Origin of the sequence: Robiginitomaculum antarcticum DSM 21748 (genome assembly GCF_000365025.1) — a bacterium.
In the GTDB taxonomy this organism is placed as follows: domain Bacteria; phylum Pseudomonadota; class Alphaproteobacteria; order Caulobacterales; family Maricaulaceae; genus Robiginitomaculum; species Robiginitomaculum antarcticum.
This window is the reverse complement of record NZ_KB823011.1, coordinates 1,340,072-1,364,728: the sequence shown is the minus strand read 5'-3', so window position 1 is coordinate 1,364,728 and position 24,657 is coordinate 1,340,072. Positions and strand designations below refer to the sequence as shown.

26 protein-coding genes and 1 other RNA gene are annotated in these 24,657 nt (G+C 54.3%); 12 read left to right on the top strand and 15 right to left on the bottom strand.

Annotated features, from left to right (window positions below; genetic code table 11):
* Both H142_RS0106580 and H142_RS0106575 read right to left on the bottom strand, forming a co-directional pair.
* Positions 1-375 (bottom strand): DUF2794 domain-containing protein, encoded by a 375-nt coding sequence (locus H142_RS0106580; RefSeq protein ID WP_017931320.1) that lies wholly within the window; start codon positions 373-375, stop codon positions 1-3.
* Between the two features lie 323 nt (positions 376-698).
* Positions 699-1,376 carry a DUF1223 domain-containing protein gene (locus H142_RS0106575; protein WP_017931319.1) on the bottom strand — a complete coding sequence of 226 codons (678 nt, stop codon included), beginning with the start codon at positions 1,374-1,376 and terminating at the stop codon, positions 699-701.
* Between the two features lie 145 nt (positions 1,377-1,521).
* Between H142_RS0106575 and H142_RS0106570 the strand changes: the two genes are divergently transcribed.
* Positions 1,522-2,643, top strand: a complete 1,122-nt coding sequence (locus H142_RS0106570) for a DNA recombination protein RmuC (protein ID WP_017931318.1) — start codon at positions 1,522-1,524, stop codon at positions 2,641-2,643.
* Here the strand turns inward: H142_RS0106570 and H142_RS14690 are convergent.
* Positions 2,640-2,831, bottom strand: coding sequence for a DUF1289 domain-containing protein (locus tag H142_RS14690; protein WP_017931317.1), 192 nt, complete (start codon positions 2,829-2,831; stop codon positions 2,640-2,642). The two genes, H142_RS0106570 and H142_RS14690, sit on opposite strands and share 4 nt — an antisense overlap.
* Positions 2,832-2,835: 4 nt before the next feature.
* Positions 2,836-3,597, bottom strand: coding sequence for a hypothetical protein (locus H142_RS0106560; protein ID WP_156811909.1), 762 nt, complete (start codon positions 3,595-3,597; stop codon positions 2,836-2,838).
* Positions 3,598-3,699: 102 nt separating this feature from the next.
* On the opposite strand from H142_RS0106560, the gene lptM reads away from it, so the two are divergent.
* Both lptM and lysA read left to right on the top strand, forming a co-directional pair.
* A complete protein-coding gene (gene lptM / locus H142_RS14685; protein WP_017931315.1) occupies positions 3,700-3,918 on the top strand; it encodes an LPS translocon maturation chaperone LptM in 219 nt (72 codons plus the stop codon).
* Between the two features lie 2 nt (positions 3,919-3,920).
* Positions 3,921-5,189 carry a diaminopimelate decarboxylase gene (gene lysA / locus H142_RS0106550; protein WP_017931314.1) on the top strand — a complete coding sequence of 423 codons (1,269 nt, stop codon included), beginning with the start codon at positions 3,921-3,923 and terminating at the stop codon, positions 5,187-5,189.
* Between the two features lie 7 nt (positions 5,190-5,196).
* Here the strand turns inward: lysA and H142_RS0106545 are convergent, their stop codons facing one another.
* Positions 5,197-6,837: an alpha/beta hydrolase family protein gene (locus tag H142_RS0106545; protein ID WP_169331819.1), complete on the bottom strand. Its 1,641-nt coding sequence runs from the start codon at positions 6,835-6,837 to the stop codon at positions 5,197-5,199.
* A 534-nt stretch (positions 6,838-7,371) separates the two neighbouring features.
* Between H142_RS0106545 and H142_RS0106540 the strand changes: the two genes are divergently transcribed.
* On the top strand, positions 7,372-10,170 hold the full coding sequence (locus H142_RS0106540; protein ID WP_233341593.1) for a DUF4175 domain-containing protein: 2,799 nt from the start codon (positions 7,372-7,374) through the stop codon (positions 10,168-10,170).
* A 6-nt stretch (positions 10,171-10,176) separates the two neighbouring features.
* Here the strand turns inward: H142_RS0106540 and H142_RS0106535 are convergent, their stop codons facing one another.
* Positions 10,177-10,710, bottom strand: coding sequence for a phosphoribosyltransferase (locus H142_RS0106535; protein WP_017931311.1), 534 nt, complete (start codon positions 10,708-10,710; stop codon positions 10,177-10,179).
* Positions 10,711-10,722: 12 nt separating this feature from the next.
* Positions 10,723-11,511 carry an MJ0042-type zinc finger domain-containing protein gene (locus H142_RS0106530; protein ID WP_083898950.1) on the bottom strand — a complete coding sequence of 263 codons (789 nt, stop codon included), beginning with the start codon at positions 11,509-11,511 and terminating at the stop codon, positions 10,723-10,725.
* A 49-nt stretch (positions 11,512-11,560) separates the two neighbouring features.
* Between H142_RS0106530 and H142_RS0106520 the strand changes: the two genes are divergently transcribed.
* From H142_RS0106520 to H142_RS0106505, 4 genes are read left to right on the top strand one after another with little or no spacing between them, the layout of a single operon-like run.
* A complete protein-coding gene (locus H142_RS0106520) occupies positions 11,561-12,238 on the top strand; it encodes a cell division ATP-binding protein FtsE (RefSeq protein ID WP_033314808.1) in 678 nt (225 codons plus the stop codon).
* Positions 12,238-13,128, top strand: a complete 891-nt coding sequence (locus H142_RS0106515) for a cell division protein FtsX (RefSeq protein WP_017931307.1) — start codon at positions 12,238-12,240, stop codon at positions 13,126-13,128. Before H142_RS0106520 ends, H142_RS0106515 begins: the two co-directional genes overlap by 1 nt.
* Positions 13,125-13,811, top strand: a complete 687-nt coding sequence (locus H142_RS14680) for a YdcF family protein (protein ID WP_017931306.1) — start codon at positions 13,125-13,127, stop codon at positions 13,809-13,811. Before H142_RS0106515 ends, H142_RS14680 begins: the two co-directional genes overlap by 4 nt.
* Complete coding sequence (locus tag H142_RS0106505; RefSeq protein ID WP_017931305.1) at positions 13,808-14,770, top strand: DUF2125 domain-containing protein; 963 nt, start codon at positions 13,808-13,810, stop codon at positions 14,768-14,770. The genes H142_RS14680 and H142_RS0106505 overlap by 4 nt, the downstream gene beginning before the upstream one ends.
* A 12-nt stretch (positions 14,771-14,782) precedes the next feature.
* Here the strand turns inward: H142_RS0106505 and H142_RS0106500 are convergent, their stop codons facing one another.
* Genes H142_RS0106500 through H142_RS14670 form a run of 3 tightly spaced genes read right to left on the bottom strand, consistent with a single transcriptional unit; the run spans position 14,783 to position 17,272 of the window.
* Positions 14,783-15,712: a prephenate/arogenate dehydrogenase family protein gene (locus tag H142_RS0106500; RefSeq protein WP_017931304.1), complete on the bottom strand. Its 930-nt coding sequence runs from the start codon at positions 15,710-15,712 to the stop codon at positions 14,783-14,785.
* Positions 15,709-16,488 (bottom strand): chorismate mutase, encoded by a 780-nt coding sequence (locus tag H142_RS16215; protein WP_017931303.1) that lies wholly within the window; start codon positions 16,486-16,488, stop codon positions 15,709-15,711. Before H142_RS16215 ends, H142_RS0106500 begins: the two co-directional genes overlap by 4 nt.
* On the bottom strand, positions 16,478-17,272 hold the full coding sequence (locus tag H142_RS14670) for a class I SAM-dependent methyltransferase (protein ID WP_017931302.1): 795 nt from the start codon (positions 17,270-17,272) through the stop codon (positions 16,478-16,480). The genes H142_RS16215 and H142_RS14670 overlap by 11 nt, the downstream gene beginning before the upstream one ends.
* Before the next feature lie 51 nt (positions 17,273-17,323).
* Between H142_RS14670 and gloB the strand changes: the two genes are divergently transcribed.
* The gene (gene gloB, locus H142_RS0106485; protein WP_017931301.1) at positions 17,324-18,097 is read left to right on the top strand and encodes a hydroxyacylglutathione hydrolase; all 774 of its coding nucleotides are present in this window, start codon (positions 17,324-17,326) and stop codon (positions 18,095-18,097) included.
* Positions 18,098-18,156: 59 nt separating this feature from the next.
* Positions 18,157-18,918: a M48 family metallopeptidase gene (locus H142_RS0106480; RefSeq protein ID WP_017931300.1), complete on the top strand. Its 762-nt coding sequence runs from the start codon at positions 18,157-18,159 to the stop codon at positions 18,916-18,918.
* Between the two features lie 9 nt (positions 18,919-18,927).
* On the opposite strand, the gene H142_RS14665 is transcribed toward H142_RS0106480, so the two are convergent.
* Together H142_RS14665 and ffs are read right to left on the bottom strand one after the other, a co-directional pair.
* Positions 18,928-20,808 (bottom strand): transglycosylase domain-containing protein, encoded by a 1,881-nt coding sequence (locus H142_RS14665; protein ID WP_017931299.1) that lies wholly within the window; start codon positions 20,806-20,808, stop codon positions 18,928-18,930.
* A gap of 183 nt (positions 20,809-20,991) precedes the next feature.
* Positions 20,992-21,089, bottom strand: an RNA gene (ffs, locus tag H142_RS16640) — signal recognition particle sRNA small type.
* Between the two features lie 246 nt (positions 21,090-21,335).
* Between ffs and H142_RS17150 the strand changes: the two genes are divergently transcribed.
* On the top strand, positions 21,336-21,461 hold the full coding sequence (locus tag H142_RS17150) for a hypothetical protein (protein ID WP_017931298.1): 126 nt from the start codon (positions 21,336-21,338) through the stop codon (positions 21,459-21,461).
* Between the two features lie 215 nt (positions 21,462-21,676).
* Positions 21,677-22,579, top strand: coding sequence for an NAD(+) diphosphatase (gene nudC / locus H142_RS14660; RefSeq protein WP_017931297.1), 903 nt, complete (start codon positions 21,677-21,679; stop codon positions 22,577-22,579).
* Between the two features lie 7 nt (positions 22,580-22,586).
* Here nudC and H142_RS0106460 read toward each other — a convergent pair whose 3' ends face one another.
* The 3 genes from H142_RS0106460 to H142_RS0106450 are packed head-to-tail and all read right to left on the bottom strand — an operon-like array spanning position 22,587 to position 24,654.
* Complete coding sequence (locus tag H142_RS0106460; RefSeq protein WP_017931296.1) at positions 22,587-23,090, bottom strand: YHS domain-containing (seleno)protein; 504 nt, start codon at positions 23,088-23,090, stop codon at positions 22,587-22,589.
* Positions 23,087-23,923, bottom strand: a complete 837-nt coding sequence (locus H142_RS0106455; RefSeq protein ID WP_017931295.1) for a prephenate dehydratase — start codon at positions 23,921-23,923, stop codon at positions 23,087-23,089. Before H142_RS0106455 ends, H142_RS0106460 begins: the two co-directional genes overlap by 4 nt.
* The gene (locus H142_RS0106450) at positions 23,920-24,654 is read right to left on the bottom strand and encodes a 3-deoxy-manno-octulosonate cytidylyltransferase (protein ID WP_017931294.1); all 735 of its coding nucleotides are present in this window, start codon (positions 24,652-24,654) and stop codon (positions 23,920-23,922) included. The genes H142_RS0106455 and H142_RS0106450 overlap by 4 nt, the downstream gene beginning before the upstream one ends.
* Positions 24,655-24,657 lie beyond the last annotated feature (3 nt).

Genomic DNA, 24,657 nt, shown 5'->3' with positions numbered 1-24,657 from the left:
CTATCGACCGGCAATAGAGAAACGCTTTTTATCAAATACCTTCAGGACATTTTTAAGCTCACGGCTACGCTTTAAAATAAGGCCCCCGGGCGCAATTACGCTATAAGCGCCCTGTTTTGCTGCCATGTCGGGACGTTTTTCAATTGTATAAAGCGGTGTTTCCGTTGCCCGGCGGAAGATCGAAAATACCGCCCGCTCCGGCAGAAAATCTATCGCGTAGTCTTTCCACTCCCCTTTGCTCACCATAAAGCCGTATACGCTCAAAATTTGGTTCAGTTCGGCGCGCTGAAAAGCAACCTGCGCCGTCTTGCGGGATTTTTTAGGGGATGACGCCGTCTTGCGGCTTTGGGACAAATCAACAATATTCGCGCTCATAGCCTTACATTAACGCGCGAAACGCCTCGTGCAATTCTAAAACACTATAAATTTTTGACCGGAATGCACTATCCTGTCAACATTGTCACAAATTGCCTTATTTGCGCCACAATTTGGCCCTTTCCGCGCCTTTTAAAACGCGCATAAAGTTCAATCAGGTCGAAAGAGACCCTGTGCGGACTACATACAGCCCCCCAGCCCTGTGCTCGGATCCTCTTTCGACCCTTTTTTCTCATATTGCGCAACTCCCTGCGCACACCAAAACGCGCCTCGTGACTTTCGAGGCGCGTTTTGTGTATTTGAATCAGCTATATTGATTATGATCAGGGCGTGTAACTTGCCGCCGTAATGATGGCGCCATTATCAGGCTTTTGCAGCAATACGGCATAAGCTTCTCCGGTGCGGATATTACGGGAGAAATCCGCTGCGCGGCCATCATATTCTCCCAATACAGCTACGCTGGTTACGACATTGGTCAGAATCAGGGTGCGCCCGCTATTTTCGCCGCGCGTTACAGCAACGCTTTGGTCGCCGGGGACATAGGTCACAAATACCAGCTCTGCGCGCTCCGGTGAAGACTCGCCGATCTCGACGCTACCGTCATCATGCAATGTCAATTTCGGCGCCTCGTTAGATAGGACGTCAACATTGACCGCGTGCTTGGTCAGGCGCGGCTTATCCCACGAACCATTCACGACCATTTGCGGTGTATAGACCCGTCCATGGCCGATAGAGGTACTGTAAGAGCGCTGCCGGATAGTAAATGACGGATCCGCGAATGTGTCTTTCCAGCCCAGATAATCCCAATACTCCACCCCGTAGCTTAGCGCGAGAATAGTGTCGTCTTCGGCAAAGCGTTTCAGCAGCGCGTTTGACGGCGGGCTAGACGAACACCCTTGTGATGTGAAGAGCTCTACAACGGTCGATGCTGCATTTTGTCCGGCAAAGGCCGGCGCTGCAAAGAAGGACAGGACGGTCAAGACGGAGAGATATTTTTTCATGCCTATGCATAACACCCTCCAGCCCATTATGAAATCAAACGCGCATCACATCAGCGTGACGGAACGCTAAATCCCTTAACATATTATAAGCCCCGTAGCATAACGGGCGCTTTACCGAATCTATAAAGCGCCGCATAAGCGTTTCATGGAACCTATTATATCATATTCGGGCCTCGAAATTTCGCTTATCGAGATCATTCTCGGTCTTGCCCTTCTTCTGCTCGGCGCGCTGGCGGCCTATATTTTGAAACCCTCGGGCGATGAAAGGCTTCACTCCAGCATATTCGATATGGCGCAGCAACAAGCGCAGCTCCAGGGCCGTTTGTCGCAATTTGCCAATGACAGCGCGCAGCGCGATACGCTCTTTCGCGAAAGTCTGGACGAGAGATTGGCTAAAGTCTCCGAACGGGTTGGAAAATCGATTGTAGATACCCAAGAGCGCAGTTCGGAGAGCCTTAAACATCTGCATGAGCGGCTGGCGCTGATTGACCGCGCGCAGAAAAATATTGAAATGCTCTCGACCGAAGTGTCGGGCTTGCAAAGCCTCTTGTCCAACAAGCAGTCGCGCGGCGCATTTGGCGAGATCCAGATGCAGGATATAATCAAGACCTTGATGCCGCCTAATGCCTATGCCTTCCAGCATACTTTGTCGAACGGCAAACGTGTGGACGCCATCATCAAAATGCCCGACGGTTATGGCGATGTCGCCATTGACAGTAAATTTCCAATGGAAGCATGGAAGCGACTGATAGAAGCGGAAAACAGCCCTGCCGAGCCGGCAGCTAAGCGCGAATTTTCGCGCGACCTACTGATCCATATCAAAGCGATTTCCGAGAAGTATATTATCTTCGGCGAGACCCATGAAGTCGCGCTGATGTTTTTGCCCAGCGAGGCGATTTACGCCGAGATTCACGCGCGCTTCGAAAACGTCATCAAAAAAGGCTTTATGGAGAAAGTCGTCATCGTGTCCCCGTCAACATTTATGGCCACGCTGCACACCATGCGCGCGGTGATGAAAGACGCTGCAATGCGCGAACAGGCCCATATCATCCAGCACGAAGTCGGGCTTTTATCCGAAGATGTGACGCGGCTGGACGAGCGCGTCGAGAAACTGCAAAGCCATTTTTCGCAGAGTACGGAAGATATTCGTAAAATACGGATTTCCACAGATAAAATCACCAAGCGTGCTGGCAAGATCGAAGATCTGGAATTAAAAGAGAAGGCCATTGAAGACACTAACGTCACGCCAATCCGGCGGGTTGATTAAACCGACGCGCCTAGCTTGGACATACGCGCCGGCAGCGCAGTCATAATTGCAGCGCGCTCTGCGTCGCTATACCGTGTCCAGCGCGCAATTTCCGCGCGCGAGCGGCCACAGCCAAAACACAGCTCTGATTTCAAATCCAGCGTGCATATAAGCGCACATGGCGAAGCGATAGGGGCATTGGCCACCATAAGCTTACTCTTTACCCTCAATGGTAAATCCGAATTTTTTCATCTTCTCGATTGAGACGCCGGGCTCCAGCACTCTGAAATTATCACCGATATAAAGCCCGTCCGCGCCAATATCTTCCAGCTGCGCAACCTCGACAACCCATGTCTTGCCGAACGGCTCCACGACCAATCCGCCGATTTTAACCCCGTCTTTTACCGCCTCAATTTTGGGCGCAGGATTCTTCGCCGCATAACCGACGCTAACATGAGTCAGTTTTGGCACCATGAAACCCATGGCCCCAAACATTTTTTTATAGACGGGGCGGCCGTCCGTCAGTCCCCGTTCCAGATTTTCAAGGCTATATATGCTTTGGCGTGGATAGGCCGCCTCAACCCCCATAGAAAAACTGATAGCGGTTTGTGCACCCTCATCGGCAAGTTTCGCGGCCGCGCGCACGGGATCAATCACGCAAAACTCCCCGTCTTGAGACAAGGTTTGCGGCGCGAATATATTCTTGACCTCGCCATTTTGTGAAATTGGTAAATTGATCTCTTTGCCGTCCAGACGGTAAACAAAACGCTTCGGCATTCCGTAGTCATCTTTAACGGTGAATTTAGCCGCGGCCACCGGAACAATATAGCCGCGATGTTTTTGCGGTATATCATCCAGCTTCACTTTCAGCTTGGCAATATCTTTGGCGGGAAAGCAGTGCTCCGCATCCGTAGGTTTACTCTGCGCAATGGCGGGAGGCACGGCGAGCAGTAAGGCGCAAATAAGCAAAGACATATATTTCATTCTTCTGCATAATCTGCTGAAGTCGGTTTTAGAACTTAAATTTTGCTAAGATTGGCCAAAGCCATTAAGAGAGCGAAAAATTAGGAGCCCATCATGCGCCACCGTAAAACAAAAACCATTGGCCTTCTCGCTTTGCTGATCATGCCGGTCCTGGCCGGGTGCGGACTGCGCGGTGATCTTCGAACGCCCCCCCCCATTTATGGTGAAGACTTGCGCACGGATGAGCAAAAGGCCGAGGCGCAAAAAGCTATTGATGCCGCCAAGGCCCGCAAAGCCAGAAAAGCCGAAGCCACAGACAGCACTGACAATTAATCATGCGGTACTTTTTGCAGAAAAACGGTGCGCTTCACTGCGAAGATGTCGCCCTATCCGATATTGCAGAGGCCGTCGGCACGCCCGTTTATGTCTACAGCGCCGCAACCTTAGCACGCCATTACGATGTCTTCGCCAAAGGTTTTGACGGCACTGATGCGCTGATCGCATATTCGGTCAAAGCCAATTCCAATCTGGCGGTGTTAACATTGCTGGCCAAGCGCGGCGCAGGCGCGGACGTCGTATCGGGCGGAGAGCTGACAAGGGCTTTGCGCGCGGGCATCTCGCCGAATAAAATCGTGTTCTCAGGTGTCGGCAAAACAGGCGATGAAATGCGCCTCGCGCTGAGCGCAGGCATTTACCAGTTTAACGTGGAGAGCGCCGCCGAACTGGAAGCCCTGTCGAATATCGCCGCGCAGATGAAGGTCAACGCCTCCATTGCCTTTCGGGTCAATCCCGATGTCGCCGCCGGCGGTCACGAAAAAATCAGCACTGGCAAAAAAGAAAATAAGTTCGGAATCGCATGGGATGACGCCCGCGTGCTTTATGCCCGCGCGGCAAAATTACCCGGCATTCGCGTGCAAGGCGTTGATGTTCATATCGGCAGCCAGATCACGCAGTTAGAGCCCTATGAAAGAACCATTGAAAAAATAGGCGGCCTGATTGCGGATCTACGCCAAGACGGTCACGCCATAGAGACTTTCGATCTGGGCGGCGGTCTTGGCATTCCCTATGGCGATGGCACCGCTGATCCACCCCTTCCTTCAGCCTATGCTAAGATGGTGCGCCGCGCGACGGATGCTCTGGATGTGCGCCTGATATTCGAACCCGGGCGTGTGATTGCGGGCAATGCCGGCGCCCTGCTCTCTCGCGTGATTTATACAAAGCCCGGCGAGACCCGTAATTTTCTGATTGTTGATGCGGCCATGAATGATTTGATCCGTCCGGCGCTTTACGGCGCCTATCACGGCGTCGAAGCTGTTAGTCCCAAACCCGGAGATACCGTCAGCTACGACATTGTCGGCCCCGTCTGTGAGAGTGGTGATACATTTGCAGTGCAGCGCAATATGCCGCAAATGAGCGCAGGCGATCTGGTCGTCTTTCATAGCGCAGGCGCATATGGCGCAGTTCAGGCCAATCAGTATAACACCCGCCCGCTTGTGCCGGAAGTTCTGGTCAGCGGCGGCGAGTTTGCCATCATTCGCAAACGCCCCGATTATGAACAGATTTTATCGACAGAAACTGTGCCGGATTTCATCAAAAACAGGTAGAATTATCCTAGCGCATACAGCGCTGTAAGAAGCCGTCAACGGCGCTCATGACGTCATATTCCTGCTTACGAGTCCAGTCGCTATGACCCAAACCCTCAAACCTTACGAGTGTTGAGTCCAGGCCGGCAGATTGTGCAGCACGGTGCATAAGTTCTGACTGTTCCACTGGTATGATGTCATCATTTCGGCCATGGACAATAAACAACTTGGATTTCATCTGTCCAACCTGCTTTGCGGGTGATAATGTATTCAATTTCTCTCGGTCACGCGCGATTTCACCAATCTTTGCTTCCCAAGAAAAATAAGCATAGCGCTCTTCAGAGATGTCTTGATTAAACCCATCCAAAAATATGCCTAGGTCAGTTATCCCATTAATACTCGCAACACAGCTATATCTCTCCGGGTTTTCTACTGCGGCATTCAATGCCGCATAACCGCCATATGCCTTTCCCATAATAGCCCGTCTGGAATCATGACGAATTTTCCCCGAGACTTCAAGCGCAGCAACACCATCCGAGATATCAGTCTGCATTTTTCTGCCCCACTCGCCATATCCGAGATCTTCAAATTGACGCCCATACCCGCCGGATCCCCGATATTGGGGCTGAAAAACATTATATCCTTCGCCGGCAAAATATTGTGCCCATGGATCCCATTCAAGTCTGTCGCGATTCCCGTGACCGGAATGCGGTATAACCAATAGCTGCGCATCACCTGAATAATCACCATTTCGAGTTGGAATAATGGCAGGTGTAAAATATCCAACGAGCGTTTGGCCGTCCTGCGCCATGTAATCGATTCTTTGTTTTTGAGGAATTTGAGTTCCATCAAAATTTTGTTCTGTTTTCACAATTGGCACAAGTTTGGACGTTCGATTGACCCACAGGGAGACGGCGGGCGGTTGACCGGCAGCACTATGACTAATTAGCCAATAGTCGTCGTTTCCTACCACTTCGCGAATTCGCCAATTTATATTCTGCGGAAGTTTTTTCTCTAATCGTTTTGCGATTTTTTCGCGTTTTTTAGAAAACCAAGACTTCTCCATGGCGTCATTCCACCAATAGGTATAATAAATTTCTGATTTATCGCCAAAGCTGTCCGCTCCCGCCAGATCGTATGTATCGTGACTGTATATTTGTTTAGGCCCAGTGTTTTTATCGGTGTTCATCAGATAAAGAGATGACGTTTCATCATTTTGAGACCGTCTTAGAATCCGAACTTTATTATCACTTGGCGGCAAGCCAATAACGGTAAACCGGCTTTCTAAATTATTGGCCGTATAGAAATGACGCCATTTTTTTCGCCTAAACCCTTCTGCTCTAAAGAATTTTGTTATATAGCTTGCCTCACCTTCATCAATGCGTAGCCGGGGTCTGTTCCGATTATCCATAATCCAGTATTTTGTTTTGTTTGTACCTGTCAGAATTTTTGTCGGTCGACTCAAATCTGAATTTAACTTCAGAAGCTGTGTCGGGCCGTCTTTCTGTAAAGCCACGAACAGAGAATTTGACACTCTATCACGGCCAAGAACTTTTATCCGCGCAGATTTCTCATCTCTGTCTTTGAGAATTTTATGATACATCTGTTGCGTTTTTCCGCTTCGCAAGTCGTAGAGATCAATAGAATCGCGCAACTTATCTTTGCCCATTTTACGGCCTTGTTTGACCGCGTAAAATCCGCGTGAATAAACCGCTAACCGGTTCTCATCAACCCAATCGATCCAGAATACCGTCCTGTTATTCGTCCGTATAGTTTTGCGAATTTTACCGCCTTTTGACCGACGCACCAAAACTTCGCCGTCTGTAAATACTCCGGCCTTATAATCCGGAACAAAGACAGCGTAATAGTCGCCTGACGGTGAAAGGCTGACATGCTCAATATCGGTGCGCATGAAAAAGGCGGCCACATCTTGCGCGGAGGCCGCGTTCGATACGACCATAGGTGCCCATAGCGCAATAAGACACGCAGCAATCCTCAGTCGAAAATATATCATAAGCCAGCGTCCATAATGCGCGCAGGACAAAGCCCTGTCATTTTTTCGCGCCTTTAACATGAGAGTAGCGCCGGGCCTAATCGCGAATGTGTGAGCGTTAAAGGCTTGCCCGCCAGCCTCACGAAAATTTAAGGTCAAACCTGTTTTTGCCACATGCTTTTGCCAAATTGCCACTCTATAAGAAATATAATGACGAAGACCACGCCAGTTATGACTAAACCCGCCGCTGATTTTGATGTCGCGGCGCAGCGCAAATATCTGCGCAAATTGGTTCGGCGCGCACGCCTGCATTTGATGTGGGAACGTTACGCACCTGTATTCACGCTCGCGGCGTTCGCGCTCGGCCTTCTCACAGCCGGAAGCATTTCCGGACTGTGGGAGCGTATTGGCGATCCGTGGCGGGGCCTCGCTCTGCTCGCAGTCATTGTGCTGTTTATCCGCGCGGCATGGCGAAGCCACACCGTCTTTTTTCCAAGTGAAGCCGAGGCTGAAATGCGGGTTGAACGCGATGCCGGCTTATCCCACCGCCCTATCGCGACATTACGCGACCGTCCGGCGTCTATTGACGACGGCGCGAACCGGGCCGCATGGCAGACGCATATCGCGCAGGCCAGCGATAAGGCCCGGCGCGCCAAGCCGACAAAACTGCGCCCGGCTATCGCGCCGCGCGATCCCTATTTTTTGCGCTTTATTATCCCCGCCATTATTGGGCTGGCGGTATTGCTGGGAACGACGGAGAGTCTCGAGCGCCTCCGCGCCAGCCTGATCCCGACATGGCAATCCGCGACAATTGCCAAACACGCAAAATTTGACGCTTGGATTGATCCACCGGATTATACCGGCCGTCCGCCGGTCTATTTTAAGGGCAAGACCAGCGTATCAGCTCCCGAGGGTAGCGAATTTGTCGCCCGTGTCAGCGGTATTAAAAACGCTCCGCGTATGGCGCTTACTGAAAATGGCAAGACGCGCCGCCTCACTCCGAAACGTTTGGGACCGGAAAGTTATGAAGTTCGCGCCACCCTCAGCACCCCCTCACAAGCGCGCTGGCGCATTGGCAGCCGGACGCAAAAATGGATCATGGACATTGGCGCGGATACTGCGCCTATGATTGCCTTTGATAAAACGCCTGAAGCGTCAAAACGCGACCGATTGATTGTCACTTATTCTGCGCGCGATGATTTCGGGATAACGCAATTATTCCTTGAAGTCGTCCCCGAAAATAATCCTGATATGGCGACAGAACGTATCGGACTAGATATTCCGGGCACAGCAGTCAAAGAGGTTAAGGGCCATGACTCCGCGCTGTCGCTTGTTAAGCACCGCTGGGCCGGCAAACAAGTGAGAGGCGTATTGGTCGCTATTGATGGCGCCGGACAGGAAGGGCGGAGCGAAGCGCAGAGCTTTGCTATTCCCGACAAAATTTTTATCGATCCGCTGGCCAAAGCTGTGATCGAAAACCGCAGTCTGGTGCTAAACGCGGATGGAGGGTACGCCCCGGAGCCGCGCCCGCGCGATATCCGCTATCCGGCTTTTACTGCGGATTTACCGGAAATGACGATAGAGCGCGCACCGAAAAATATCCGCCGCGTCTATGATCTATTGGGCGCGATTACCGATGTCCCCGACGATCTTTACCGCGATGTGTCTATATTTATGGGACTGCGCTATGTCCATCAGCGCGTGGCCCAAGCCGAGTCCATGGCGGATATTGATGGTCTGGACAGCGAGCTGTGGGATATTGCTCTACGTGCAGAATTTGGTCCGCTCGGCAGCGCGCGCGAAGAAATGATTGCCGCCGAGCAAGAACTGCGCGGAGGTATTGCACGGCGCGCGCGCAAACGTGAAATCGACACATTATTTCGACGCTATAATGACGCCGTTGACCGCTACGTCGAATATTTAACCGACACCGCTGAGACCGTTGAAGGAGGAGGAGGTGAAGGTGGAAACCCGCGTGATCTAGCCGAAATACAACGCCTCATGGACGCGATTGAAGAGGCTAACCGTTTGGGCGATACCGCCGGCGCGAGGCGCGCTTTAACGCAATTGGCCGAGCTGCTCGAAAATATGCAAATCCAGAAAACCAAAGGCGGTGAGGGTGAAGGCGGTGAGGGCGAGAGTGAGGATGGTCTGTCCGCAGAAGCCAAAGAAGCCCTTGAAGGCCTTGCGGATTTAACAGGCGAACAGCGCCGCCTTGAAGATGAAGCGCGCCGCCAGCAAGAGGCGCAAAACCGTCAGGATCAACAAAGCGATCAGGGCGATCAATCCGGACAGGGTCGTGATGGCCAAGGGGAAACCCCTGATCCGGAGCAGCTCGCCCGAGATCAGGCCGCCTTGTCCGGTGGTCTGGATACGCTCGAAGATACACTTTCAGAGTCCAAAAGCGGAATTGAAATGAGCAAGGCGCCAAGCCCGGACGCGCAGCCCGGCGGCGGCAGTGAGAGCGGTGAAGATCAAGGACAAGGCTTGAGCACGCAAAACGATCCTAATGGAACTGGCAGCGGCGTAGGCGACGTCGACCCTGATGCGCCCGAAGGCCGTTTGGGTATCGGCGCAGGGCAGCCCGATGCAGACAATGGAACCGTACTCGCGCTATCACCGGAAGAGGCCATTGCGCGCGCCCGCGCCGCCATGAATCGCGCCGAGGAGGCGCTGTCTGCCGGGGACTATACACAGGCGCGCCAAGCCCAGCGCGAAGCGATCGCTATGATGCGCTCTATTGGACAGGCCGTGGTGGCCCAAGGCAATAATCCGGGCCGCGAAAACGCAGATCAATCCGGCAATGGCGGGCGCGCGGGATCAGACCCCTTTGGCCGCGGTGATGATGGCGAGGAAGGCAGCGCGATTGGAGACGGCACAGATATTCCGGCAGAAACGCAGCGCCAGCGCGCCCGTGATTTAATGGAAGAGCTACGCCGCCGAGCGGCCGAGCAGGAGCGCGATAAAGAAGAACTGGACTATTTGGATCGCCTGCTGGAGCGCTTTTAAGCGCGCTTAGTCAACCGCGTAAATATAGGGCGCTCCGCGTCCGCACGCTTTATCATCCATGCCATATCCGGCCAGAAATCTATCCGGCCCGTCCCACGCTTGAAAATCACAGCCGCATAGCCGTCCGGACTTTGGTTCAGGCTTACGCGCAAATACAGCTGTGAATATTTGCACTGCGCCGCCAGCCATTAATATATCGCGGGCGGCTTTAACGCTAAGTCCGGTTTCAAGAACATCGTCGAGTAATAATATTGTTTTCCCGTCTATCGGAACATTAACCGACGCGGTCATGACGGGGTGTCCTGAGCTTTCCTTAGCCGCGCCATAGCTGGAAATGCGCAATGTGCCGAATGCAGGATCAATGCCGCATGCAAATAATTCACGCATCATATCCGCTGCAAAAACGAACCCTCCATCCAGCAAAGCCAGAACGACAGTATCAGGATGAGTTATAAAAACATCACGCACCAATATTTTAGCCAAAGCCGCATTGGCCGCACTGATAGACGCAGCATCGATTATGATATCATGGCGTTTCACAAGATTCTGAACTCACTGCGTACGAGCCGCATCACGCGTTACTTTTAGGCGTTCGCCATCCTCAGGCGTGGATTTAATAGCGTCGCCCACAAAAGACCATTTCAAGACTGAGCTGTCGATCGGTGGATTGGGATATTGAGTAGAAAAAGTCTTGCGCGCGCCGCCTGCCATATTCACGGGAGCCAGCTCAACAACCCAGCGTGCCAGTTCATCACCACCGGAGTTATGAAGGCTTAACATGACGGGGCGGGGCGTGAGAGCCTCGCCCGTAAGATTGACGATTTTTCCTTCGACAATTAAAGTCGGCACGCCTTCTAAAATCACACCGCGCGGCTCGATCTCTTCGATGGTCAGGCCGCCTTTAGCCACATCAATACCCACCGATTTAAAAAATGTGGCCAAAGCCGGATAGCGCTCAATCAGCGGCTGCCGGTAAAAATATGCGGCGGCGGCTAAGCCCGCCAAAAAAGCCAGCGTCACAATCCATATCATGGAGACGCCAAAAAGGCGGCGGCGCGCGCGGCTGCGGTCTGTATTATCGCGAATAGCGGCGGCGCTGGCTGCGCCTGCCGGAATAAGGTTTGCCCCCGCATCAGACAATATGTCCGCAGACATGCTAGGCATAGAGCCGGAGCGCATTACAGGCTCTGCGCGGTTTTCGGACAAGGATAAAATATCAGGATCAGAGGAGACAAACCACGTCGCAGAGCAACTCGCGCAGCGCACTGTCCGTCCATTCGGCCCAATCGAATCAGCGTTTGCTGAATAACGCGTGGCACATTCTGGACATGTCAGTATCATAAGGCCCCTGATTCGTTTACTCCAGCTCAGAATGCCAATAACAAGCCCAATGTCTAGCCCCTATGCCAATACCGCCCCATCCGTACAGATGTCAGGCGTCGCCATGCGCTATGGCGAAGGGCCTGAAGTTCTGCATGACATTGATCTCACCTTGGCCCAGGGTGATTTTGCCTTCCTGACCGGGCCGTCAGGGGCCGGAAAATCATCTCTTCTAAAGTTGATGTATCTGCGCGAGCAGGCCAGCCGCGGGCTCATCTCTTTATTCGGGCAGGATACGGCGGTGCTCCCCGACGCAAATCGCGCGCTGATCCGCCGGCGCATTGGAGTCGTCTTACAGGACTTTGCCCTCATCGACCATTTATCAGTTTTTGAAAATGTCGCCCTTCCTTTGCGCATTCACGGCGTGCGGCGCGCCAGTTATGCTGAAGACGTGGTAGAGATTTTGCGCTGGGTCGGACTGGGAGATCGTTTGAACTCCCTGCCGCCCACATTATCGGGTGGTGAAAAACAGCGCGTCGCCATTGCCCGCGCGGTGATTGCCAAGCCTGATTTGCTGATCGCTGACGAGCCCACAGGCAATGTTGACCCTGAAATGGGAGCGCGTCTTATCCGACTCTTTGCAGAAATGAACCGTATCGGAACGACCGTACTGATCGCGACACATGATTTAGACCTTATTCCGGCCAGTGCGCGGCATTTGATTATCCAAGATGGCAGCTTATCATAATGGCGACCCCTGATTTCACAATTCCCAAACCGCAACCGCTTTTCCCGCGTAGCGCACGGGCCGACCGCCCGCTCTTTCTAGTCATGATGATTATGGTCTTTCTAGCCTGTATTGCCGCCATGAGCGCGCAGCGCAGCTATAGCGCCGCCAGCGAATGGGGGCGGGGTCTGTCGCGATCCGCCACAGTGCAACTCCCGGCCGAACAGGTGGAGGCGGCGCTGCCCATTTTGCGCGCCCAAAGCGGCGTCGACCAGGCTTTGGCTATTGATCCGGAGCAGTCCCGCGAACTGTTACGCCCGTGGCTGGGTGATGCCGCCCTTCCCGAAGATCTACCCATCCCCGCCCTGATTGATTTACGCTTGACCGGAGATAATCTCTTTGACGCAGGTGCGGCGGGCCTCGCTTTAACGAAAGCCGGGCTGGAGGGCAGCGTGGATGACCATAATCGGTGGGGCCGCGATATTTCACGCACGGCCCGGGCCGTGCAAATTCTCGCTCTGATGGCGCTGGCATTGCTTATGGCAGGTACGGTCGCGACCGCCATTTTTGCTACTCAAGCCGGATTGGTCGCGCGGCGCGAGATTATTGATGTTCTCACCCAAATTGGCGCGCGCAGGCGCTATATTGCGCGCCTGTTCACACAGCGTTTTGGCTGGCTCGGACTTTTGTCGGGCATATCCGGCGCAGGACTAGCCGGGATCATGTTTCTTATCCTGGCTCTATTTACGACCCAGCAGGGAGACGGGCTGTTGCCGCGTTTGGCCCTGCGCCAATTTGATCTTTGGATTTTGTTCTTCGCCCCCTTATTGTCCGGCCTGATTTGCGCCATAAGCGCAGGCCGGACCGTGCTGACACGGCTCTCTATGCGCGAAGGACGCCGCCAGATATGAGCGAGACAAAACCGAAACGGCGCAGAATGATCAGCCTGCTGGGCTTTATGCGCTTTGCCATTATATTGGGGTTGATCGCTTTACTGCTTGGCTTCGGTCTTTTCATTCAAAGCGTTAAACGCAGGGCGCCTGCACCGGAGAGCCTGAATGCGGACGGCATTGTTGTGTTAACCGGACCGGGCGGAGGGCGGCTGGAAGCAGGAGCCGCGCTTTTAAAATCCGGCGCAGCGGAGCGGCTGCTGATTAGCGGCGTTGATAAAGCGGTCACGCCATCGCAAATCGCAAACATATTAGACGTGCAGGACGAAACGATGTCGTGCTGCGTCGATCTGGATTTTGCTGCGGGGAACACCGCCGGTAACGCGCGCGAAACCGCGATCTGGGCCCGCGCGCTGGGCTATGAGCATCTGATTATTGTTACTTCGGACTATCATATGCCGCGCGCCATGTCAGAGCTGAGCCACGCCACAAACGGCATGCGCCTGACCCGTTACCCCGTACCGGACAAGCGCGAGGAGGGCCGTTTTGGCGTGCTGGCCCGCGAATATGGAAAGCTATTGGTCATTTACACCCGCCAAATGGGGGATCGCCGCGAAACCGCACCCCAACCTGATCCCGCGCCCGTCGATGTCATGCGTGATAAACAAGCGGATACTGACGATGCCAACGGTGAGAATAAATGATAAAGCTGATTATCGTTCTCGTTCTGAGTGCATTGGTCTATTGCGTCTATTGGTTCGTGGCAGCCGAGATCCTGCCCGATAAAGTCACGACAGAACTGAAATCACTCTCTGAAGACAATATGACCGTCGTGACGGCGCCGATTAAAATCTCCGGCTTTCCGCTGCGGTTTCGCTCCGATCTGTCGCCTGTCCGCCTAAGCGGCGCAGGATGGAGCGCAAATTTCGACCATATGGAGGCCAATGCTCCCGCTTATTTGCCGACATCGGTGACGCTCACTCATGAGGGCCCTGCACAATTTTCTATTGATCACGGTCTGTTCAGTGGCGTTTACGAAACCCAAACGCCAATGGCGCGCGTTGATAGCAGCCTGACTTCGAGCCTGTCCAGGCAGACTGAAGTTACGGCCAAAGATGTGACTGTATACGCAGCCGAGGGTAGCGTATGGCCTGTCACCTTTGCGCAATCCATATATGTGCTGCGTGACGTGGGGCGCAAAGACTATACTCTCACATTTGACCTCACCGATATTACTGTTGAGGCGTCAAAGCTGGGTGATATGGGACGCTTGCTTGGCCCCAATGCGCAGGCCGTGCGCGGCAGATTTGTCATTACCCGCGAACTGATCTCTGATGCCCCGTTCGGCGCAGCGAAGAATGACCGGATTATTGCCGAGAAAATCGTCTTTAATTGGGGTGACCTGCAATTTGACGGCACGCTGGATCTGATCCGCGATGGAGGAGATTTGTCTGGCGAGATCAACCTTTTGACCGAAGACCCCGGCGCAATCATCCGTGCAGCGCAGCGCGAGGGCATGATCCCGCAAGGCGCAGGCATATTAATCGATATGTTTTTATCAGGACTGCCGAAAAATGATGACGGCGTTTATGAGCTGGATTTGACTGTCAGACGCGGCGAACTATCCCTTGGCCCGATAGGTATGGGGCGTCTTCCGTTTTAGACGCGCGGCGGCTTAATCACCCGCATTTATATCATTACTATCATCACGCCCGAAATTAGCCGCAGACGTATCCTGCCCCGCATCAATAATCTGTCTACGGATATTTCGAGTCTTGGAAAATTCGCGCAACAAGGCCTCGCCCTCGCCCCAGCGAATGGCGCGCTTCAATGCGGAGAGGTCTTCAATATAACGGTCCACGACTTCCAGAACGGCGGTTTTATTAGACAGAAAAACATCGCGCCACATTTCGGGGTCTGACGCCGCGATCCGGGTAAAATCGCGAAAGCCGCCGGCAGAGAATTTGACGACTTCATTATCTGTTACCCGCTCCATATCTACCGCTGTGCCGACCAAAGCGTAAGCCAGCAAATGCGGCACATGTGATGTTGTGGCCAAAACCGTGTCATGGCGTTTGGCGCTCATCATAGCGACCTGACTGCCCAGCCCTTCCCAGAACGCTGTAAGGGATTTGGCGGCGTCAGTGTTTTCATTGTCAGGGGTTAAAATACACCAGCGGTTTTTAAACAACTCCGCAAAGCCCGCTTCCGGCCCGCTATTTTCCGTCCCTGCAATCGGATGTCCCGGAACATAGACAATATCATCACGAAGATGCGGCTTGACCGCTGCAATGACCGCGCCTTTGACAGAGCCGACATCGGAGAGCACAGCGCCGCTTTTCATGGCAGGAATGACGGCTGCGGCGGCAGCGCCCATACGTCCGGGCGGCACAGCGAGGATAACAAGATCCGCGTCCATTGCCAATTTGGCGACATTCACAGAAACTCTGTCAGCAATGTCGAGCGCTTTGATTTGCGCAACAACGGCGGCGTGACTATCAGCCATAAGGACGGTGTTGACCTGTGCGTAACGCCGCGCGGCGCGGGCTATGGACGAGCCAATTAATCCGCCGCCAACGATCAGTATTGTATCAAATCCGCTCATTGGCTTTGCCCCAGACTGGGCGGAAGTACGCCTATGATAAACGCGCTTGGAACTTTTGATTTTATCTCTCCCAGTGTGTCCTGGGCTACATATTCGGGCCAGTGATAAAGGCGATACTCTCCGGCTTCAGCGCGCAGCGTAGCCTTTGGCTCTAAGGTTTTTGCAGCACTGATGTCTTCATGTTTAACCGCAATCAGGCTGCGATCCTGAGGTCCTGAAGGCGCTATATCGGCCCCTGCGACAGCCACGGCGCGCGGCCAGTCCTGCGCGCCCGTACGCGGCAATCCCGCAAGAATATTTAACCCTTCCATCGCGCCGCCGGGCAGCAAGGCATTCCACCAGCGGTGCATGCCGCCGGGCGCTGGCAATATGGCGACGCCTTCAGGATCAGCGAGCGTTGCCGCCAGTGCCGCGCTGGTTGTCGGGTAATGGCGAAAGGGAATGGACGCGCCGAAGCGGTCACGCACTAATGCAGCAAGGCTTTGCGCGTCGCCTTCCAGCGCTATATGCAGAACCATCGGACCTTGAATGGCAAGGCTGGCGCTCATTAACTCCGCCATAATGCGGCTGACCAATTCTGGCGACGTTGTTCCCGCCGCCTCAGCCAGTTCACGGACATGGGATTCTTCGCGGGACGGACGCCAGACTCGCATGCCGGATTTACTGGCGCGCACCTGCGCGGCCAAACCCAGCCGCTCCGCGATGAGACCCAACAGCGCCTTATCGACACGGTCAATATCGACGCGAAGTCTGGAAATGTCGGGCTTACTCGCCATTTTGTTCCTTATTTCGATCCATATCCGGCCCTTGACGGCCTTTATGCGGCCCGGATTCAAAAATTGGCACGGGCTTTGGAAAAAGCGGCACGCGCACCTCTTCACCGCTGGCCAGATATGTTCCCGCATAGAGCCGCTTGACCGCCTCGACAAGGACTAGTCCGGAAAAACGAGGCCACACGGTTTCGCCGAAGCGTTCCATCGCTGTGATAAAGCGCGGGCCGGACAGGCGGGTGACAGGCGGGGCGTAAAGCGCGCCGGACCAGGCCAGCGGGAGAAGCTGCGCAGCCTCTAGCGCTCCGGCTAACTGACTGCGCGAGAACGGCCGTCCAGCGCCAAATGGCGAGGCGTCACTACGCGCCCATAATCCCGAGCGGTTGGCCGCGATGACGACCAGCCGTCCTTCCGGCGTAAGTATGCGGGAGGCCTCGCGCAGCACTGCCGTGAAATCCAACGACTCTTCCAGCGCATGAATTAGCAAGACGCGGTCAAAGCTGGCGGGCGGGAGCGGTAAGGCGTCGTCTTCAACCAGTGCCGCCACATTACCGCGCCGTCCGGATGTCGGGATAACCCCCATAGCGGCGGGCATGGTCAGGATGACTTTTTTGGCCTTAGAGGCATATGGCATCAGATAAGGCCCTGCATAGCCCAAGCCCAACATAGCAAGGCCGGCTTCTTCTTCAGGCGGCCATAGCGCGGTCAGGCGGCGCAGCGCCATAATGCGCGCCGCGCGCCCCATGGGAGAGGCATAAAATTCTGAAAGCTGGTTTGCAGTTTGGCGCATAATTTATGATAAGAGCATTGAAGGCTGCGGCCAAACCAAAAAGAGAAAATTATGAGTCTAAAAATAATTCTGTTTCCCTGTCTGTCTGATAATTACGGATTTATCCTGCGCTGCACAAATACGGGGCAGACCGCGTGTATTGATACACCGGACGCGGGCGAGATTTCAAAACAGCTGCAGACGCGAGGATGGGGCCTGGATTATATCTTCAACACCCATCATCATCCCGACCATACAGGCGGTAATGCGGCGCTGAAACGCAAATATGGCCCAACCATCATTGGTCCCAAAGCCGAAGAGACCCGCATCCCGCTTATTGATGAAGCCGTCAGCGAGGGCAGCATCGTTAGGCTCGGGGATTGCAAAGCCGTCATCTGGGATACGCCCGCCCACACGGCGGGTCATATCAATTACTACTTCAAAGAGGAAGACGTTATATTTGTCGGCGACACTTTGTTTGCGCTGGGTTGTGGCCGTCTGTTCGAAGGATCGGCCGCGCAGATGTGGGCCGCTATGGCGCGCTACCGGGACTTACCTAAGCCAACAAAAGTTTATTGCGCCCATGAATATACGCTCTCAAATGCGCGCTTCGCCCAAACTATTGAGAGCGGCAATCCCGATCTGGCTGATTATATTACAGACGCAAAATCTAAACGCGACGGCGGCCTTCCCACAGTGCCGACAACCATCGGCGCGGAAATAGCCGCCAACCCCTTTATGCGCGCGGATAAAGACGCCGTAGCCCGCGCCGTTAATATGAAGGGCCATAGTCCCGAAGACGTCTTGGGCGAAGTGCGCCGCCGCAAGGACAGTTTTCGTGGGTAGCTGTCATTGCGCAGATCGGTTGACTTGCAGCGCGTCCCAAATGTGGCCATATCGAGCTAATGCTTCTTCGCCGCAAACAGCCTAAAACCAAAGCGCCCGCTTTTCGTGAGCGCGATAACGCCGAGCCGCGTCTGGTCTATACTGTAAATAATCGCGCGAAGAATATTTCCATTAAAATGGACGCCGCCAAGCGCGAAATGATCGTTACTGCGCCGAATATGCGCAATCTGTCCGCCGCGCGCGCCTTTGCCCGTGACAAGGCCGACTGGATTTCCGTGCATTTGGAAAAACTCCCCGAAGCTCAGCCTTTTATAAATGGCGGACAGATTATGTTTCGCGGCGCGGCCACACAGGTTCTTAGCCCCGTAAGTCGTGACCGTCCGAAATATCTGCCCGCGCAGACTCTGGACAGCGGCGTACATGTCCCGCCGCGCCTGCTCGTCCCGGCGCCCCCGGGAGCTTTGTCAGGACGCATGCGTAGGTTTTTAATTCGGCAGGCCCGCGAGCAGCTAGAGGCGCGCACGCTTATTCATACACACGCGCTGGATCTGAGGCCCGCCAATGTTACGGTTCGCGATACACGCTCACGCTGGGGCAGCTGCGCGGCAAGTGGCGATATCAGCTATAGCTGGCGGCTGATCTGCGCTCCGGACTGGGTGCTGGATTATGTATGCGCCCACGAAGTCGCCCACCGCATTGAAATGAACCATAGCCGCGCTTTTTGGAATATTGTCGACGATTTGGTCGATACGGCCAAGCCGGGGCGCAAATGGCTGCGCGATCACGGTGCAAAGCTTCACGCCGTCGGCGCGGATTACTAACTATTTATCTCAATTTGGCAATTGCCCTTCAATCGAGGTGAGCAATGGACCCAGTGGCTGCGTAGGCTCCGGTTCACCCTGGGTAAACCGTGTGGCCGTGCGGGGTAGGCTGCGGTTAGGAAGATCGCGCAGACCTTCTGTCATGACGTCCTGCCAGATTTTCGCGGGGATTGACCCGCCCGTGACGCGGCGCATGGACTGGTTTTCGTCATTGCCAACCCAGACCCCTGTTACAAGATCAGGGGCAAAACCTACAAACCACGCATCGCGGTAATTATTAGTCGTTCCCGTTTTCCCCGCAGTTTCGCGTCCCGCAATAGTCGAGCCGCGCCCCGTGCCGAAGGTGACAACGCCGTGCATCAGGCTGTTCATTTGCCGCAGTTCTCCAGCCGCAAGGACGCGCTTTGCCTCCGGCGGTCTGCGCCTGTAAATGGCCGCGCCTTCGGGCGTCTCGATTGTTTCAATCATATAAGCGTCATAGAAATAGCCCTGGCTGGCAAAAGGCAGATAGGCGCGGGTCAGCTGCAACGGCGTGACCTCCTGCGCGCCCAGAGCGATAGACCGGTAAGGTTTGAACTCCGGCAGTCCCATTTGTGAGGCCGTAGCCACGACGGCTTGCGGGCTTGTTTCCTGTGACAGGGCGACAGCGACCGTATTAATCGATAGGGCAAAGCTGCGCTCAACCGAAATATCGCCTTTGTGAATCTTGCTAAAATTACGCGGCGTCCAATCTCCGAGCGTAACAGGGCGGTCGACGCGCATGTCCTGCAGCGAAATTCCGGCGCGCAATGCCGTCAGATAGACGAAAGGTTTAAAGGCGCTTCCCGGCTGCCGGCGGGCCAGTGTGGCCCGGTCAAATTGAGACTGGCCGTAATCAGCCCCGCCGACAAGCGCGCGCACGCCGCCTGTCCCGTCCAGCGTGATGACAGCGGCCTGACGCGCGCGCCGCTCCGGATCCAAATGTGTCGCCACCGCAGCCTCTGCCGCATTTTGCAGTCGCATATCCAGCGCCAGATGCACAACAATATCCTCGTCAGGAACGCCCATAAAGCTTGTTAATTCGATCATGGCATAATCCATGGCATAATTTTCACTGCCCGAATTATGGGGTGATTCAACCCAGATACGCTGCGCGTAAATGGCGTCGCGCTGAGCCGGCGTAATGACGCGATCGCGTACCATCGCCTGCATAACCAATGTCGCGCGCCGCGCGGCGGGAACACCGCTTTGAGACGGCGCATAATCAGACGGCGCTTTGAGAAGCCCGGTCAAAATAGCGCTTTCCCCCAGCGTTAGATCGGCTGCAGGTTTCGCAAAAAACCGCTCCGCCGCAGCGTCAATACCGTAAGCCCCACCGCCAAAATAAACCCGCCCCAGATATAGCTCGATAATCTCGCGCTTGGAAAAGCGCTGCTCTAAATATAACGCAATAAAGGCTTCCTGCGCTTTGCGCTTTATCGTGCGGTCATTATCCAGAAACAGGTTCTTGGCAAGCTGCTGTGTGAGGGTTGAGCCGCCTTGTCTTAGCTCTCCGCTGCGGTAATTGACATATAAAGCACGGGCAATGCCCAGAGGATCTATACCGGAATGGCCATAAAACCGGCGGTCTTCAATGGATAGAAGCGCTTGGGGCAAATGCAACGGCAGAATATCCAAATTAGCCGGCGCGCTGGGCAAAGCCCCGCGCACACCAACATCCTGACCATAGCGGTCTTTGAAAACAATACTGACCGGTCGGCGGTGATCGGAGAGTGAGGGTAGCTCCGGCATGTCATGCAGCGCCCAGTAAGCAGAAGCCAATGACACGCAAATTCCGCATACCCAAACCCACGCCATGGCCAATACGCCGAGGCGCACCGCTTTGGACGCTCTGAAAGATAGTCTGGCCATGACCGGCTCCGTAAATAGAGCAGTAATTATGCGCGGATGCGCTTTAACAGCCGATTAACCACGACTGCATTTTAAATATTTTGGATGATAAGAAAATGGCGGTTGATTCAATTCAGCACGGCTATCGCGGGAATTTTTACAAGAGGCGAGTCTCGCGCTTCAGCGCGGGCCGGGAAATAAAAAAGTGGAAGGCCAAACCATGACCCGAAGAAAACTCGTTACGGCTGCTACGTTCCCGTCCTGACCGGGTTGGCGAGGACTCCGTCCATAGCCGACCTTCCGGCGCGGCTTATGACAAAGCGTGGCAATGTAAGCAAGTCCCAACATCGGAACGAAAACAGTGATTGCCCGTTATTTAAGTATGACCAATACAAATACACACCCAAATGATCTGCACGCCGAACGTCCCGGGAGGACTGATAGCGTCGAAACATCACCAACCTTACCGGGCCAAACGGTTCAGCCGGAAGTCAGCATGCCCACGCCGACAAAAAGCGCTCCGAAGCCCAAAGTCAGAAAGGCCTAACATGACCAATCCAAATATTAATACCGAAACCCGCCAATCTAAAAAAGGCGCTGAACACGATAAAGATACGCCAGCCATCAGCTCTCAAGAAGCTGCGAAAATGGCGAGTTCAGACGAAGAAGAGTAAATTGATAAGCAGCACATTTTAGGCGCTGCCAACATTACTAAAGATAAAGTATCTAACCTGACCGACAACGTCATAGCGGCTTAAACAAGATATTTACCAACTTCCAAACCGATAAATTACATCCCGCCCCTGGACTTTCCATGGGGCGGTTTTTTTACGTTTTAGGCCAGTGTTAAGGCCTTGCTTTAAGCGGGGCAATTCGGCAGGACTGCGCCATGACCCATGATTATAATATTGCCTTTGCCGGCGGCCCTTTCGACCACGCAGAAACGCGCCGCGATGTGGCGACCCTGCAGACATATTTAAAGAACAAAAACGCGACCGCAATTCTAATGACCGATGGCAAGCCGGCTATTGCCCCGGACGGGGCGCTGTTTCGCGTCCACCCTTCGGCCATGAAAGGACGCAATATATTTGATCCCGGCCCGGTATTTCTTGGCATGGACAGTAAAAAGCCGCTTTTTGCGTTCAATGTAAAAGTCGACATACAGAGCCCCGCGCGGCCCGGCGAAGCATTTGAAAATTTGCGCGGCATTGCGGGGCGCTTAAGCGCCAAGGATCTGGCCATTGCCGGACGGGCCAAGTCTCTTTTTGACTGGCATAAAACCCATAGTTTTTGCGCGCAATGCGGCAAGAAAACCATGGCGTATGAAGGCGGCGTCAAACGCATTTGCCCCGAATGTCAGCAGGAACATTTCCCGCGCGTCAACCCTGTCGTGATAATGCTGGTCGAGCATGGGGATCAGGTTTTATTAGGCCGCGGCGCAACTTGGCCCGAAGGCGCCTATTCCGCGCTGGCCGGTTTTGTATCGCCCGGCGAAACCATGGAAGAAGCCGTGCGTCGCGAAGTGTGGGAAGAAACCGGTGTGAATATTTCTGACGCGCGCTATGTGATGAGCCAGCCTTGGCCCTTTCCCAGCCAGATCATGGTGGGCATGACCTGCCGCGCCGAAAATAAAAAACTCACGATTAATACTAAAGAGATTGAAACCGCGCGGTGGTTTGACCGTAAAACGGTAAGGGCCGTTTTCGATAAAACATCGGAAGAATTTTTAATACCGCCGCGCTACGCAATCGCGCATCAATTGCTGCGCTGGTGGCTGGATCAAGACGGATAATCCGCGGCTAGTCTTCAAGAATCTCCGGCCATTTCGCGTCTGCTCTGGCGATATATCTATCGGCGCGCTTGAGCCAACGCCGCTGCACGCGGCGATTGAAGTTTAAATAAAGGCGTCCGTCTTTGACCGTCCAATATTCGGGATCGCCCGGCGCAAGTTTGCCATGCGATACAGCCCAGGCGCAATAGCCGCCATAGGCTGGCGCAAAACGCTCCGGCTCGCTGATAAAACGGTTACGGTTCTTCTGGCTTGAGAAGTAAAACATCGCGCCCTGGTAACTATAGTAATATTGGGGATCCCCTTTAACAGGCGTGCCGTCGTGAAAGCTCATCGCGTCGTAAGCCGACAGCGCGGCATTCGTGCGCCAATTGGTATAGACTGCGGGTTCATCTGCCGAGGCAGGCATTGGCCCGACGCCACAGCCCATGAGTCCAACAACCAATATACAAATCAAGCGTTTCATGGCTTTGATATAGGGCTCATGCCCGCGATATCCTAGAGTGGGGTTCACTCTGTCTCCCGGGAGGGGTCAGCGGCGTAAGTCCCGAGCATAATGACTTTTTCGGAGAAAAACCGCAGTTCCTCAAGAGCATGCCCCATCGCCGTATCATCGGGATGGCCTTCCACATCAGCGTAAAACTGCGTAGCGGTGAACGAACCGCCGATCATGTAGCTCTCCAGCTTGGTCATGTTCAGGCTGTTCGTGGCAAACCCGCCCAGCGCTTTATATAGCGCGCTGGGGACATTGCGGACTTTGAAAATAAAGCTTGTCACCCACGGGCCGTCGCCTATGGCCGGAGCGGGCTTTCGCGCTAGTGTGAGAAACCGCGTCGTATTATGCGGCTCGTCCTCAATATTTTCTTTCAATATGTCCAGATTATAAAGCTGTGCAGCCATTGTGCTGGCCACCGCGGCTATCGCCTTATCGCCGCGTAGGGCAACTTTTTGCGCTGCGCCCGCCGTGTCAATATCTTCCATCGGCGCGATGCCCAATGCCAGCAGATTTTTACGCACCTGTCCCAGCGCCATGGCGTGGGAGCGCGCGATTTTAATATCAGACAATACCGCGCCTTTAATACCCAGAAGCTGATGCCGGATCGGTAGATAATGCTCCTCAGTGATGAACAGATTACCTTCAGGCAGAAGATGGTAAATATCGCTCACCCGTCCGGCTAATGTATTTTCTACCGGGATCATGGCCGCGTCCGCTTTGCCCGATTGCACAGCCGTAAAAACGGCCTGAAAAGACGGGCATGGCAGCGGGGTCATATTCGGATGATAATGTGAGCAGGCCAGATGCGAATAGGCGCCGGCTTCGCCCTGAAAGGCAATGTGTTTGGTCATAATGCGGACTCGTATTCAGCGCGGGCGCGCACAAGATCGGCGGGGGTATCCACGCCATGCGGGGCCGTGTCAATCAGGGCCACGTCGATGCGCATGCCGGCCTCCAGCGCGCGTAGCTGTTCCAGCCGTTCGCGCCGCTCTAACGGTGAAGGGGCAAGCGCGCAAAAGCTATTCAGCGCAGCGCGGCGATAAACATAAAGCCCGACATGGTGATAGACAGGGCCATCGCCTGAGGGCGCGCTCGCGCGGGTGAAATATAGAGCGCGTCCAGCACCTTCATGCGCGAATGAAATGACGGCTTTGACAACATTGGGATTGGCAATATCACCCGGATCTTCGGTCTCGACCGCTAATGTTCCGATATCAACGCTCTTATTATCCATCACAGACATGGCGGTTTTAAGAATAGACGGATCCAACGTCGGCAAATCGCCCTGCACATTGATTATAGTGTCAAATTTACCGTCAGGATCAATCTGCTCCAGCGCCGCTTTAATGCGGTCAGTCCCGGACGGCAAATCCGGATCGGTCATGACGGCCTCATAGCCTGCAGCTTGAACGGCGTCGCGGACTTCGGGCTCGCAACACGCAATATAGACAGGGCCGAGAGCTGCTGCTTGTGCGCGCTGCGCGCAGCGCACAATCATCGGCGCGCCGCATATATCGGCGAGCGGTTTGCCGGGAAGGCGGAGGCTGGCCATACGGGCCGGAATGATTATGACTGAATTCATAAG

Bases quoted from the DNA above. Each gene is read 5' to 3' on its own strand.
- H142_RS0106540 (WP_233341593.1), top strand. From the start codon at position 7,372: ATGACGAAGACCACGCCAGTTATGACTAAACCCGCCGCTGATTTTGAT.
- H142_RS0106505 (WP_017931305.1), top strand. From the start codon at position 13,808: ATGATAAAGCTGATTATCGTTCTCGTTCTGAGTGCATTGGTCTATTGC.
- lptM (WP_017931315.1), top strand. From the start codon at position 3,700: ATGCGCCACCGTAAAACAAAAACCATTGGCCTTCTCGCTTTGCTGATC.
- H142_RS0106480 (WP_017931300.1), top strand. From the start codon at position 18,157: ATGCTTCTTCGCCGCAAACAGCCTAAAACCAAAGCGCCCGCTTTTCGT.
- H142_RS0106570 (WP_017931318.1), top strand. From the start codon at position 1,522: ATGGAACCTATTATATCATATTCGGGCCTCGAAATTTCGCTTATCGAG.
- H142_RS14680 (WP_017931306.1), top strand. From the start codon at position 13,125: ATGAGCGAGACAAAACCGAAACGGCGCAGAATGATCAGCCTGCTGGGC.
- H142_RS17150 (WP_017931298.1), top strand. From the start codon at position 21,336: ATGACCAATCCAAATATTAATACCGAAACCCGCCAATCTAAAAAAGGC.
- H142_RS0106500 (WP_017931304.1), bottom strand. From the start codon at position 15,712: ATGAGCGGATTTGATACAATACTGATCGTTGGCGGCGGATTAATTGGC.
- H142_RS14690 (WP_017931317.1), bottom strand. From the start codon at position 2,831: ATGGTGGCCAATGCCCCTATCGCTTCGCCATGTGCGCTTATATGCACG.
- lysA (WP_017931314.1), top strand. From the start codon at position 3,921: ATGCGGTACTTTTTGCAGAAAAACGGTGCGCTTCACTGCGAAGATGTC.
- gloB (WP_017931301.1), top strand. From the start codon at position 17,324: ATGAGTCTAAAAATAATTCTGTTTCCCTGTCTGTCTGATAATTACGGA.
- H142_RS14665 (WP_017931299.1), bottom strand. From the start codon at position 20,808: ATGGCCAGACTATCTTTCAGAGCGTCCAAAGCGGTGCGCCTCGGCGTA.
- H142_RS0106450 (WP_017931294.1), bottom strand. From the start codon at position 24,654: ATGAATTCAGTCATAATCATTCCGGCCCGTATGGCCAGCCTCCGCCTT.
- H142_RS0106560 (WP_156811909.1), bottom strand. From the start codon at position 3,597: ATGTCTTTGCTTATTTGCGCCTTACTGCTCGCCGTGCCTCCCGCCATT.
- nudC (WP_017931297.1), top strand. From the start codon at position 21,677: ATGACCCATGATTATAATATTGCCTTTGCCGGCGGCCCTTTCGACCAC.
- H142_RS14670 (WP_017931302.1), bottom strand. From the start codon at position 17,272: ATGCGCCAAACTGCAAACCAGCTTTCAGAATTTTATGCCTCTCCCATG.
- H142_RS0106515 (WP_017931307.1), top strand. From the start codon at position 12,238: ATGGCGACCCCTGATTTCACAATTCCCAAACCGCAACCGCTTTTCCCG.
- H142_RS0106545 (WP_169331819.1), bottom strand. From the start codon at position 6,837: ATGGGCAAAGATAAGTTGCGCGATTCTATTGATCTCTACGACTTGCGA.
- H142_RS16215 (WP_017931303.1), bottom strand. From the start codon at position 16,488: ATGGCGAGTAAGCCCGACATTTCCAGACTTCGCGTCGATATTGACCGT.
- H142_RS0106575 (WP_017931319.1), bottom strand. From the start codon at position 1,376: ATGAAAAAATATCTCTCCGTCTTGACCGTCCTGTCCTTCTTTGCAGCG.
- H142_RS0106580 (WP_017931320.1), bottom strand. From the start codon at position 375: ATGAGCGCGAATATTGTTGATTTGTCCCAAAGCCGCAAGACGGCGTCA.
- H142_RS0106455 (WP_017931295.1), bottom strand. From the start codon at position 23,923: ATGACCAAACACATTGCCTTTCAGGGCGAAGCCGGCGCCTATTCGCAT.
- H142_RS0106520 (WP_033314808.1), top strand. From the start codon at position 11,561: ATGTCTAGCCCCTATGCCAATACCGCCCCATCCGTACAGATGTCAGGC.
- H142_RS0106530 (WP_083898950.1), bottom strand. From the start codon at position 11,511: ATGATACTGACATGTCCAGAATGTGCCACGCGTTATTCAGCAAACGCT.